Genomic DNA, 10,904 nt, shown 5'->3' with positions numbered 1-10,904 from the left:
GGCCGCCCCTCGTCATAGGCGTATTCCAGGAGTGCGGCAAAGATGTCGAACCCCTGCCGCGCAACCTCCGCCAGCAGATCATCCCGCCCCGCAAAGTGCCGGTAGACGGCCGCCGGGGTCACATCCGCCGCCTTCGCCGCCTCGGACAGGGTGAAGCCCTGCGGCCCCTTCTCGGCGATCAGCTCCAGCGCCGCCTCGACCAGCGCCTGCCGCAGGTTGCCGTGGTGATAGCCCCGCTTCATCAGTCTTTCGGACGCAACTTCGGCCCGCCGCAGATCTTGTCGTCGACCTTGCCGATGGCGGCCTTGTCCTTCCCCGCGTAGTCCACCGCCGACAGGATGGTCTGGATCGCCGCGATCCGGGCGCGCTTCTTGTCGTCGGACAGGATCACTGTCCAGGGTGCGTGGCGGAAGTTCGTCTTTTGCATCGTCTCGTCGATGGCCTTGCAGTAGTCGTCCCATTTTGCCAGGCCGTCGACGTCGATCTGGCTGAGCTTCCATTGCTTCAACAGGTCCCCCTCGCGGTCGAGGAAGCGCTTCAGTTGCTCGGCCCGGCCCACCTCCAGCCAGATTTTCAGGAAGACGATCCCCTCGTCGGCGATCATCTGCTCGAACTCGGGCAACTGGCGGAAGAACTTCTCCCGTTCCTCGGGTTTGCAGAAGCCGAAGACATGCTCGATCATCGCGCGGTTGTACCAGCTGCGGTCATAGAGCGCGATCTCGCCCATGGCGGGGAACCAGTCGACATAGCGCTGGAAGTACCACTGGTGGCTCTCCCGCTCGCTGGGCTTCGGCAGCGCCACGACATAGGCCTGCCGCGGGTTCATGTTCTCGGTCACCGCCTTGATCGTGCCGCCCTTGCCCGCGGCATCGCGGCCCTCGAAGATCACCAGCAGCCGCTTGCCGGTCGCCTTGATCCCGGCCTGCATCTTGGCCAGCTCGATCTGCAGGGCCTCCATCTGGCGGTCGTAGTCCTTGCCCCTGATCTCCTCCCGGTAAGGATAGGAGGCAGTCATGATCTCGTCCTTGCCCGCCTTCTCGATGGCCTTGCGCACCTCTTTCGGCGCGCCTTCGCGGAAGTAGCGGCTGATCGCGCCGTCGAATGGTAGGGTCATCATGGCCTCCCCGATTTCTCCGTCAGTATGGCGAACGGCAGGCGAAGCGCAATCTGGCGTCAGCGGCCGATCTCGTTCAGGTCATAGGGCGTGGACTGGTAGATCTCGTTGATCCAGTTGCCATAGAGCAGGTGGGCGTGGCTGCGCCAGCGGTTCAGCGGTGGCTTGGCCGGGTTGTCGTCCGGGTAATAGTTCAGCGGCACGTTGATCGGGGTGCCGTTGCCGACGTCGCGGTCATATTCCTGTTTCAGCGTGTCGCTGTCGTATTCGAAATGGTTGAAGATGTAGAGCGCGCGGTGGGCGGCATCCTCGACCAGGCAGGGGCCGACCTCATCGCTGCCGAGAAGGATCTTCAGGCCGGAGGCCGCGTCGATCTCGGCCTCTTTCATCTCGGTCCAGCGCGACACGGGTATGACGAAATCATCCGAGAATCCGCGCAGGTAGGGCGAGGTGGGGGCGAGGTTCTGGTGGCGGAAGCAGCCAAAGGCCTTGTGGTCCAGCATGTGCTTTGCGACGCCGTGGAAATGGTTGATCATCGCCATCCCTCCCCAGCAGACGCCGAAGGTCGACTGCACGTTGGTCTGGGTCCAGTCCATCACCTCGCAAAGCTCGTCCCAGTAGGTGACTTCTTCGAAGGCAAGGTGCTCGATGGGCGCGCCGGTGATGATCAACCCGTCGAACTTCTCGTCCTTCACCTCCTGAAACGGACGGTAGAAGGTCGCCATGTGCTCGGCGGCGGTGTTCTTGGTCGTGTGTTCCGACATGCGGATCAGGTGCAGGTCGATCTGCAGGGGTGTGGCCCCGATCAGCCGGGCGAACTGGTTTTCCGTCTGGATCTTCTTCGGCATCAGGTTGAGGAGGCCGATCCGCAGGGGCCGGATGTCCTGATGCGCGGCGCGGTCGGGGGACATGACCATGACGCCCTCGGACCGCAGCACGTCATAGGCGGGCAGGGTTTCGGGGAGCGTGATCGGCATGGTCGGGGTCCTTGAGGCCGGAGGGCCAAGAGCTATTGGTTTCGTGTCAGGGTTGCAAGGTCAGGCGCGGTCGATGGCGCGGGCCATGAGGGCATCGAAGTCATGCGCGCTGCCGACTTCGCTGACCTCCTCGGCCGTGACCGTCACCCCCCAGCGCGCCATGGCGGCATAGCGGGGCTGGCGGTGGGCGAGCGCGCGGGCATAGGTCCAGCGAACGAAATGGTCAGGATCGCAGGTTTCCTCGCTCACGGAATGGGTTGCGCGGTAGTCTTCCCACATCGCATGAAGAAAGGAGGGTTGGTAATACATCGGCTTCGGCGCGCGGTCGAAGCGCCTGACCAGTTCCGCCGTATGGGCATCCGACCCCTTGATCCAGACAAGGAGCAGCGTGTCGGCCAGCTGACGCATCACCGGGTCGTCGGGGTTCTCGGGCTCCACCACCTCGCAGATCGAGCCGGAGGTGTCGCAGACGAAATTGGGGTAGCCGTACAGGTCTTCCGCCCGCTCCATGAACCGAGCGGTGTCGATCGTGGCGGCCACTTCGGCGACGCGGTGCTGGTCCTGCCGCTTCATGTATTCGGCGAAAGGCACGCCGCCCCTTGCCGGGTCGCCGGGCTTGCCGAGATAGGTCGAGAGGGGGGCGAGATTGTCGAAGGTGATGTTCGAGGCGATGTAGACCGAGTCGGTCATCAGCAGATCGCGCAGGAGCGGAACCTTCATCGCCTCGCGCTTGAAGTTGTCGGCGATGAATTCGCCCATGTAGCGGGTGCCGATCCGGTAGTCGACCGAGTAGTGGAACCAGTCGCCATGGTCGCGCAAAAGGTTCGACAGGTAGGTCTTGCCGAGGCCGGACATGCCGAACAGCATGATCCGCTTGCGTGGGGCCTTCAGGTAGTCAGCGCCGGAACGGTAGATCATCGTGTCACCTCTGGTGGCCCCTGATAGCCGCAGGCCACGGCCTTCACAATGAAGAACCCCGCCCGGTTCAGGGGCGGGGTTCGCGATCCGCAGGGTGGCGGGAGGATCAGAACGTGTAGCCGATCTTGATCCCGACGCCGACGCCCGAGTTGCCGGAGAAGACGCCGCTGATCGGCGGGTTGGTGGTCGCGTCGCCGATGTCGACATAGCGGATGCCGCCGGTGATCTTCATGTTGTCCATCGTGTAGGTCGCGGCAAGGCCGACGCTCTTCATCCCGTCGGACGGGCCGAGGTTGCCGGTGGTCTCGCCATCGGATTTCTCGTAGCCGATCGTCACAGCGCCCGACCAGTTTTCGTTGAAGCGCCGACCGATGCCGAGGTTGTAGGTCACGCGGTCGCTGGCGTAGTCGACAAGGGGATTGGCCGGGAAGTTCGGCGGCGAAATGTTGAACTCCGTCCAGTCCACCCAGCGGATCGAGCCGAACAGCAGCGTGTCCTTTGCAATGCCGGTCTGGAACTCAAGGTTGATGGACTGTGGGATTTCGGTGTCGAACGTGCCCGGCACGACGCCCAATTCCGTCGATTCAAGCGAATGGGTGATTGCTGAATTGTACGTCAGAGCGACGCGAGCGGCGATTTCGGGCTTTTCCCACGCCACGCCAACGAGATAGCCAAGCTCGCTGTCATGGTTGGTCTCCATCGTGTACCCGCCGGTCAGCGCGACTTCCCCATGCACCGTTTCGTAGCGCAGGCCGCCATAGACCGAGACGTTGTTCTCGAACCCGTACTTCAGCAACGCAGTGATGGCGCTGGAAGTCAGCGTAGCCGTGGACCCGCCGAGCGGATAGCCGGTGCCGGCCGGATAGTTCACGTTGGCGCCGATCGGCTGGTCGAGGATAAACGCCAGCGCCATCCGGTCGCCGATGTCCATCTTGTAGCCAAGGCTCCAGGAATTGTAGTCGCCCGCCATGTCGCCCGAGCTGACCGCGCCGCCGCCAACCGTGCCGCTGACGTCCGGTGCAAAGCGTCCGAAGCTCAGTTCGGCATAGCGGCCCTGTTCGAAGAGGATCGCCACCGACTGGGTGGAACGCTCCACCCCGCCCGCATGAGCGACCGTCGTGGCGGCAACCATGGCCGTCGTGGCCAGCATGAACCTTTTCATTGTCTCATCCCTGAACATGAACTCCCTCCTCCGGGAATTCCCCCTGCAAATGAGGCTAGGCCCAGTGGTTGACTCGGTCAATCAATGACGCCACGTCACGGATTCGTGACCCTGCGGCCCTGTGGCGCAGATGCGCCACCCCGAAGCGTGATCCAGATGCCGAGGAAGATCAGCGCCGCCCCGGCGAAGAGCGAGGGCTGGATCGGTTCCTTGTAGAACATGGCACCCACGACGGCGATGATCGGCAGGCGGGCGAAGTCGACGGGGACGACGGTGCTGGCGGGGGCGAGCGACAGGGCTTTCGTCAGCGAGAAATGCGCGGTGATGCCGGAGATGCCGATCAGCACCAGCCAGGGCAGGGTGGAAAGCGTGGGCAGGGTCACGGTGCCGAAGAGGGTCATGGCGAGGGTGCCGAAGACCGCCTGCATCAGCGTCAGCCAGAACAGGATAGACAGGATCGGCTCGCCCTTGGTGAGAAGCTTGGTCATCAGGTTGGTCGAGGCGAAGAAGAAGGCGGCCCCAGCGGCGGCGAGGACGCCGGGCTCGACATGGCCGAAATCGGGGCGGGCGACGATCAGGACGCCCGCGAAACCAAGGGCGGCGGCAACAAGCTTGCGGCGGGTGAGTGTCTCGCCAAGGACGAGAGGCGAGAGCAGGATCACCCAGATCGGCGAGGTGAACTCCAGCGCGAAGACCTGCGCCAGCGGGATCATGGTGATCGCCCAGAACCACAGCGACTGGCCGGTAAAGTGGAAGACGTTGCGGACCAGGTGGCTCGGGAGCCGGTCGGTGCGGATGTCGGTCAGACGCCCGAGGGCTGCGGCAATTCCAACGACCAGCACCCAGCCGATCATCGAGCGGTAGGCCAGGATCTCGAAGGTGTCATGGACGCCCTTGATCTGCCTTGTCGCGATGGCCATCGCGGTGAAGGCGGCAATGGCTCCGGTCATCCAGAGTGCGGCGGCAAGGGTGCGGTGCGGTGTTGACATGGTGCGACCCTTGCCGGGCGGGCCGCGAATGTCCAGAGCTTGACTTCGGGCAAGGCGGGCAGGGCAGTGGCCTGTCATCAGGGATCGAGGCAGGAGGTGCGGGATGGATGTCTATGTGCTGGCGCGGGTGATCCATGTCCTGGCGGTCGTCCACTGGATCGGCGGGGTGGCGATGGTGACGCTGGTGATCCTGCCGCAGATGCAGGCCCTGCCGGCGGCAGATCGGATCGCGACCTTCGAGCGGCTGGAGGGCCGCTTTGGCGGGCAGGCGAAGCTGTCGACCCTGGCGGCCGGGCTCTCGGGCCTTTGGATGCTGTGGCTCACCGACGGCTGGGGCCTGTTCCTCGAACCGGCCTACTGGTGGTTGCACCTGATGGTCGCGGTCTGGGCGATCTTCACCCTGGTCCTCTTCGTGCTGGAGCCGCTCGTCCTGCACCGCTGGTTCCACGCCCGCGCCACCCGCGACCCCGAGGGCACTTTCGCGCTGGTCCTGCGGCTGCACCGGGTGCTCCTGGCGCTGTCCGCGCTCGCCGTCGCGGGCGCGGTCCAGGGCGCGCATGGCGGGCTGTGGTAGACGGTGGTCCGCAGCTTCGCAGGGCTGAACAGGCGGCCTTTCGCGCGTGCGGTTGCCGTGGGGCTCGTTGCGGGCTATTTCCTGCGGGGAAATCGCCTGAAAGGAGCCACCATGAGCCTCGACCAGCCCGCCGGGCGCCAGCCTGACCATCCGGTTGCCCCGCAGTTTCCAGGCCGCTGGTCGCCCCGGTCCTTCACCGACCGGGCGCTGAGCGAGGCCGAGGTGATGTCGCTCCTGGAAGCCGCCCGCTGGGCGCCCTCGGCCTCGAACCACCAGCCCTGGCGGCTGGTCTGGGCGCTGCGCGGCGAGGCCGCGTTCGAGGCGATCTTTGCCTGCCTGACCGGGAACAACCCGCTCTGGGCGGGGAAGGCGGCGGTGCTGTTCGCGGTTGTCTCGAAGGATACCGTGACCAACCGCGAGGGCGCTGAAGCCAGGAACCGAACCGCCGGGTTTGACACCGGTGCGGCCTGGATGAGCCTTGCGCTGCAGGCCGAGGCGATGGGGCTTGCCGCCCATGCGATGGGCGGGTTCGACGTCGACAGGCTTGCAGCGGCGATCCACCTGCCGGAGGGCCATACCCTGCACTGTGTTGTTGCGGTGGGCGAACAGGGTTCGGCGGACGCCTTGCCGGACGCGCTGCGCGAGCGGGAAAAGCCGAGTGGGCGCAAGCCGTTGGAAGAAATCGCCCGGCGCGGGCGGCTCTAGCTGCCGGACCGCTCCGGCGCGGCAAGGTAATCCCCATCCGCGACCGGACCTTCCCAATCGACAGTGCGACCGTCCTGCGCCGATTGCACCGCGATATGGGTCATCGCCGCATCCGGGGCGGCGCCATGCCAATGGCGTTCCGCGGCAGCAAACCACACCACATCGCCGGGCAGCAGCTCGACGACCGGCCCGCCTTCGGTCTGCGCGCGACCGCAGCCTTCGGTGACGATCAGCAACTGCCCCAGGGGATGCGTGTGCCAGTTGGTCCGCGCGCCGGGCTGGAACGTTACCATCGCCGATCCGGGCCGTCCGGGCGGCTCGGCCCCGATGATCGGCTCCATCCGGATCGTGCCGGTGAACCATTGCTCGTTGCCCGGCACCGGCGGACGGCTGCCCTTGCGGTGAAGCTCCATGACCTACTCCAGTTCGATGGTTCCCGGCGGTTTCGAGGTGCAGTCGTAGAACACGCGATTGACGCCCTTGACCTCGTTGATGATGCGGGTGGCGGTTTCGCCGAGGAAGTCGTGGGTGAAGGGGTAGTAGTCGGCGGTCATGCCGTCGACCGAGGTAACCGCCCGCAGCGCCAGCGCATAGTCGTAGGTCCGCCCGTCGCCCATCACGCCGACGGTCTTCATCGGCAGGATCGCGGCGAAGGCCTGCCAGATATCGTCGTAAAGTCCGTGCTTGCGGATCTGATCGATGTAGACCGCATCTGCCTGGCGCAGGATGTCGAGCTTCTCGCGGGTGATCTCGCCGGGGCAGCGGATGGCAAGGCCGGGGCCGGGGAAGGGGTGGCGGCCGATGAAGCTGGCCGGAAGGCCCAACTCGCGACCCAAGGCGCGGACTTCGTCCTTGAACAACTCGCGCAAGGGTTCGACCAGTTTCAGGCCCATCTTCTCGGGCAGGCCGCCGACGTTGTGGTGGCTCTTGATCGTGACCGAGGGGCCGCCAGAGAAGCTGACGCTTTCGATCACGTCGGGATACAGCGTGCCCTGCGCCAGGAACTTCGCCCCGCCGACCTCGTTCGCATGTTTCTGGAACACGTCGATGAAGAGCCTGCCGATGGTCTTGCGCTTGACCTCGGGGTCGGAGACGCCTTCCAGCGCGCCAAGGAAAAGCGCGCTTTCGTCGGCATGGATCAGCGGCATGTTGTAGTGGTCGCGGAACATGGTGACGACCTGCTCGGCCTCGCCCAGCCGCAGGAGGCCGTGGTCGACGAAGACGCAGGTCAGCTGGTCGCCGATGGCCTCGTGGATCAGGACGGCGGCGACCGAGGAGTCAACGCCCCCGGACAGCCCGCAGATCACCTTGGCATCGCCGACCTGCTCGCGGATCTTGCGGATCGCCTCCTCGCGGTAGGCGCCCATCGTCCAGTCGCCCTTGAAGCCTGCAAGTCGCACGAAATTCTCGTAAAGCTGCGCGCCCTTCGGGGTGTGATGCACCTCGGGATGGAACTGGACGGCGTAGAAATGCCGGGCGGGATCGGCGGTGATGGCGAAGGGGGCGTTGGGCGAGGTGCCGTAGACCTGGAAGCCGGGGGCGATCTTCGACACATGGTCGCCGTGGCTCATCCAGACCTGTTCCTGCGCCTGCGGCCCGGCCTCGGGGGGGAACCAGCCGGCGAGGAAGGGGTGGGTCAGGTCGGTCGGGGTCACGAAGGCCTTGCCGAATTCCGCCGTGCCGTGACCGCCTTCGACATGGCCGCCGAGGCAGTGCATCATCACCTGCTGACCGTAGCAGATCCCCAGGATCGGCACGCCCAGATCAAACACGCCCGCCGGAGGCATCGGCGCGTTCTCCCAGTAGACTGACGCGGGCCCGCCCGAGAAGATCACCGCCTTCGGGGCAAAGGCCTTCAGGAAGCCCTCGTCCACGCGGTTGTAGGGGTGGATTTCGCAGTAGACGTTCAACTCGCGCAGGCGGCGCGCGATCAGCTGCGTCACCTGGGAACCGAAGTCGATGATGAGGAGGCGGTCGTGTGTCTGGCTCATGCGCCCGATTAGGCCGGTGCGGCGCGAAGTGCAAGACGTCGCGCGCGGGAGCGCATGTCGTTTGCGACGGCGCGTCATGTCGGTTTTGGAAGGCAATGGCCGGTTTCGGGGAGCGGTTTTTGACTGTTTGGTGCCATATGCCTGACAAACCATTCGGAGGCTGACATGAACGAAGTAGCAGGGCGCAGGGCGCGCAGTGGTGGGGGCGCAAGCCGCCGGGCAGAGCGGACCGCGATCAGCTTCGAGACCGCGCGCTACATCGAGCGCAACATCCCGAACTTCGAGATCCTGAACGAGGAAGCGCTGCAGATCATCGAGGCGAATGCCGAGACGGTTCTGGAAGAGATCGGCGTCAACTTCGTCGAGAACCCCGCAGCACTTCAGCGTTGGCGTGATGCCGGGGCCGATGTGCGGGGCGAGCGGGTGCATATCCCGCGCGGTCTCGCGCGCAAGCTGGTCTCCACCGCGCCGAAAACCTTCACCCAGCACGCCCGCAACGCCGAGCGCAATGTCGAGGTCGGCGGCCGCAATCTGGTGCTGGCCCCGGTCTATGGCCCGCCCTTCGTCCGCGACATGGAAGGCGGCCGCCGCTATGCCACGCTGGAGGATTTCCAGAACTTCGTGAAACTGGGCTACATGTCGAAATGGCTGCACCATTCCGGCGGCACGGTCTGCGAGCCGACCGACATTCCGGTGAACAAGCGCCACCTCGACATGCTCTTGGCCCACATGACCCTGTCGGACAAGCCCTACATGGGGTCCGTCACCGAACCCAGCCGCGCGGCGGATTCGGTCGCGATGTCGAAGATCCTGTTCGGCAATGATTTCGTCGACCAGAACACGGTGATGACTTCGCTCATCAACATCAACTCGCCGATGACCTTCGACGGGATCATGATGGGCGCCTTGGAGGTCTATGCGGCGAACAACCAGGCCAGCATCGTCTCGCCCTTCATCGTCGGTGGGGCGATGGCGCCGGTGACCGTGGCAGGCACGCTGACGCAGGTTCTGGCGGAGATTCTGGCGGGGGTGTCCTACAGCCAGCTGGTCCGTCCGGGCTCGCCGGTCATCGCCGGGGCTTTCGTGACCTCGATCGACATGAACTCCGGCGCGCCGACCTTCGGCACGCCGGAGGCCGCGCATATCACCTACGGCGCGGGGCAACTGGTGCGGCGGCTGGGGCTGCCCTATCGGTCCGGCGGGTCGTTCTGCGGCTCGAAGCTCCCGGACGCGCAGGCGGCCTATGAAACCGCGAACAGCCTGAACATGGCGCTTCTGGCGGGTGTAAACTTCATGCTGCACGCCTGCGGCTGGCTGGAAGGCGGGCTGGTGTCGTCTTACGAGAAATTCGTGATGGACGCCGACCAGCTTGGCACGCTGCACCATCTGGCGCAGGGGGTCAGCATCGACACCAACGGCCAGGCGATGGACGCGATCCGCGAGGTCGGCCCCGGCGGCCACTACCTTGGCTGCGCGCACACGCAGGCGAACTTCAAGTCGGCCTTCTGGCGCTCGGACCTTCTGGACTACAAGCCCTTCGAGACCTGGGCAGAGGAAGGCGCGCGCGACACGCAGACGCTGGCGAACGAACGTGTCCGCAAGCAGCTGGCGGATTACCAGGCCCCGGACATGGACCCCGGCACCCGCGAGGCGCTGGAAGCTTTCGTCGCCACCCGCAAGGCCGAGATGCCGGACGCCTTCATCTGAGAAACGGGCACAATTACCGGAAAGGGGCGGTTGCACCGCCCCTTTTTCATTGCCTTGCGGAACCTTAAGCCATGGTCTCGCGACGCAGGAACTGCGCCTCTGCCAGAAGGGCAATCAGCACCTCGATGTGACGCGCGATCGAATAGGTGGCATCGCCCGCGATCCGTGTCGCCTCCAGCCGCGCCTCGACCGAGATCAGCGAGGTCACCGCATCCTCCGGCGAGGCCGCGCTGTCCACATGGCGGCGCAGGTCGCGTTCGCGCCGGTAGTCCCCCAGCCCGAACCGCGCCGCGCGCATCAGAAGCCGGGGGCGGCGCAGGGTGGCAAGCATGGTGCGGCAGTCGGTCATGGGATCCTCCGTTCGTGACGGCAGGCATCCTGCGTCAGTACAACCGTGCGTTGCGTACCATTCGGTTTGACCGCGCGCTGGTTACCAAAGAGTTTAAGAATTTCGTCGAATTCTCTGCGTCGGACGAACTCTTAACAAACACGTAACCAATTCAACCCAAGGTTGTGAAGGTTCAGACTGGACCAATGCAGCCCGGGTGGACAAGGACGGGACGACTGAATTGCCTGAATTGACTGTTGCCAGCCTGCCAGACTGGCTTCCTGCCGCTGTGCGTCACTATCTCGACCATACCGAAGAGGGCACATCGCTCCGGGAGCTGGCGCGGCGCGAAGGCCTGCATGCCTCGACCATCCTGCGGCAGGTGCGCCGGTTCGAGAACCGCCGCGAGGACCCGCTGATGGACGAGGCACTGTCGGCC

Annotated in this window: 12 protein-coding genes and 1 pseudogene; 4 read left to right on the top strand and 9 right to left on the bottom strand. The window is 65.1% G+C overall.

What is annotated here, in order from left to right:
• From JNL31_RS12645 to JNL31_RS12620, 6 genes are all read right to left on the bottom strand, one after another.
• A partial coding sequence (locus tag JNL31_RS12645; RefSeq protein ID WP_294973739.1) for a helix-turn-helix domain-containing protein occupies positions 1-245 on the bottom strand: 245 nt, incomplete at its 3' end.
• Entirely contained in the window at positions 242-1,114 is an 873-nt protein-coding gene (gene ppk2 / locus JNL31_RS12640; protein ID WP_294973738.1) for a polyphosphate kinase 2, read from the bottom strand. The genes JNL31_RS12645 and ppk2, both read right to left, overlap by 4 nt.
• A 59-nt stretch (positions 1,115-1,173) precedes the next feature.
• Complete coding sequence (metA, locus tag JNL31_RS12635; protein ID WP_294973736.1) at positions 1,174-2,091, bottom strand: homoserine O-succinyltransferase; 918 nt, start codon at positions 2,089-2,091, stop codon at positions 1,174-1,176.
• A gap of 60 nt (positions 2,092-2,151) precedes the next feature.
• Positions 2,152-3,009 carry an ATPase gene (locus JNL31_RS12630; RefSeq protein ID WP_294973734.1) on the bottom strand — a complete coding sequence of 286 codons (858 nt, stop codon included), beginning with the start codon at positions 3,007-3,009 and terminating at the stop codon, positions 2,152-2,154.
• A 106-nt stretch (positions 3,010-3,115) separates the two neighbouring features.
• Positions 3,116-4,171 (bottom strand): hypothetical protein, encoded by a 1,056-nt coding sequence (locus JNL31_RS12625; RefSeq protein WP_294973733.1) that lies wholly within the window; start codon positions 4,169-4,171, stop codon positions 3,116-3,118.
• A 95-nt stretch (positions 4,172-4,266) separates the two neighbouring features.
• Complete coding sequence (locus tag JNL31_RS12620) at positions 4,267-5,160, bottom strand: DMT family transporter (RefSeq protein WP_294973730.1); 894 nt, start codon at positions 5,158-5,160, stop codon at positions 4,267-4,269.
• 103 nt (positions 5,161-5,263) lie between these two features.
• Between JNL31_RS12620 and JNL31_RS12615 the strand changes: the two genes are divergently transcribed.
• Positions 5,264-5,734, top strand: a complete 471-nt coding sequence (locus JNL31_RS12615) for a hypothetical protein (RefSeq protein ID WP_294973729.1) — start codon at positions 5,264-5,266, stop codon at positions 5,732-5,734.
• Between the two features lie 111 nt (positions 5,735-5,845).
• Complete coding sequence (locus JNL31_RS12610) at positions 5,846-6,439, top strand: nitroreductase family protein (protein ID WP_294973728.1); 594 nt, start codon at positions 5,846-5,848, stop codon at positions 6,437-6,439.
• On the opposite strand, the gene JNL31_RS12605 is transcribed toward JNL31_RS12610, so the two are convergent.
• On the bottom strand, positions 6,436-6,852 hold the full coding sequence (locus JNL31_RS12605) for a cupin domain-containing protein (protein ID WP_294973726.1): 417 nt from the start codon (positions 6,850-6,852) through the stop codon (positions 6,436-6,438). The genes JNL31_RS12610 and JNL31_RS12605 overlap by 4 nt on opposite strands.
• A 3-nt stretch (positions 6,853-6,855) precedes the next feature.
• Positions 6,856-8,430: a glutamine-hydrolyzing GMP synthase gene (gene guaA, locus JNL31_RS12600; RefSeq protein ID WP_294973724.1), complete on the bottom strand. Its 1,575-nt coding sequence runs from the start codon at positions 8,428-8,430 to the stop codon at positions 6,856-6,858.
• A gap of 165 nt (positions 8,431-8,595) precedes the next feature.
• Between guaA and JNL31_RS12595 the strand changes: the two genes are divergently transcribed.
• A complete protein-coding gene (locus JNL31_RS12595; RefSeq protein WP_294973723.1) occupies positions 8,596-10,137 on the top strand; it encodes a trimethylamine methyltransferase family protein in 1,542 nt (513 codons plus the stop codon).
• 64 nt (positions 10,138-10,201) lie between these two features.
• Here JNL31_RS12595 and JNL31_RS12590 read toward each other — a convergent pair whose 3' ends face one another.
• Positions 10,202-10,486 carry a DUF6477 family protein gene (locus JNL31_RS12590; RefSeq protein ID WP_294973721.1) on the bottom strand — a complete coding sequence of 95 codons (285 nt, stop codon included), beginning with the start codon at positions 10,484-10,486 and terminating at the stop codon, positions 10,202-10,204.
• Between the two features lie 220 nt (positions 10,487-10,706).
• Between JNL31_RS12590 and JNL31_RS12585 the strand changes: the two are divergent.
• Positions 10,707-10,904 (top strand): annotated as a pseudogene (locus JNL31_RS12585) (helix-turn-helix domain-containing protein); the annotation flags it as partial.

Source organism: Tabrizicola sp. (assembly GCF_016792905.1).
Taxonomy (GTDB): domain Bacteria; phylum Pseudomonadota; class Alphaproteobacteria; order Rhodobacterales; family Rhodobacteraceae; genus Tabrizicola.
This window is presented reverse-complemented; position numbering and strand designations above follow the sequence as displayed.

What these genes read in the sequence shown, in the direction of transcription:
- ppk2 (WP_294973738.1), bottom strand. Translation starts at nt 1,114, where the DNA reads ATGACCCTACCATTCGACGGCGCGATCAGCCGCTACTTCCGCGAAGGC.
- metA (WP_294973736.1), bottom strand. Translation starts at nt 2,091, where the DNA reads ATGCCGATCACGCTCCCCGAAACCCTGCCCGCCTATGACGTGCTGCGG.
- JNL31_RS12630 (WP_294973734.1), bottom strand. Translation starts at nt 3,009, where the DNA reads ATGATCTACCGTTCCGGCGCTGACTACCTGAAGGCCCCACGCAAGCGG.
- JNL31_RS12625 (WP_294973733.1), bottom strand. Translation starts at nt 4,171, where the DNA reads ATGAAAAGGTTCATGCTGGCCACGACGGCCATGGTTGCCGCCACGACG.
- JNL31_RS12620 (WP_294973730.1), bottom strand. Translation starts at nt 5,160, where the DNA reads ATGTCAACACCGCACCGCACCCTTGCCGCCGCACTCTGGATGACCGGA.
- JNL31_RS12615 (WP_294973729.1), top strand. Translation starts at nt 5,264, where the DNA reads ATGGATGTCTATGTGCTGGCGCGGGTGATCCATGTCCTGGCGGTCGTC.
- JNL31_RS12610 (WP_294973728.1), top strand. Translation starts at nt 5,846, where the DNA reads ATGAGCCTCGACCAGCCCGCCGGGCGCCAGCCTGACCATCCGGTTGCC.
- JNL31_RS12605 (WP_294973726.1), bottom strand. Translation starts at nt 6,852, where the DNA reads ATGGAGCTTCACCGCAAGGGCAGCCGTCCGCCGGTGCCGGGCAACGAG.
- guaA (WP_294973724.1), bottom strand. Translation starts at nt 8,430, where the DNA reads ATGAGCCAGACACACGACCGCCTCCTCATCATCGACTTCGGTTCCCAG.
- JNL31_RS12595 (WP_294973723.1), top strand. Translation starts at nt 8,596, where the DNA reads ATGAACGAAGTAGCAGGGCGCAGGGCGCGCAGTGGTGGGGGCGCAAGC.
- JNL31_RS12590 (WP_294973721.1), bottom strand. Translation starts at nt 10,486, where the DNA reads ATGACCGACTGCCGCACCATGCTTGCCACCCTGCGCCGCCCCCGGCTT.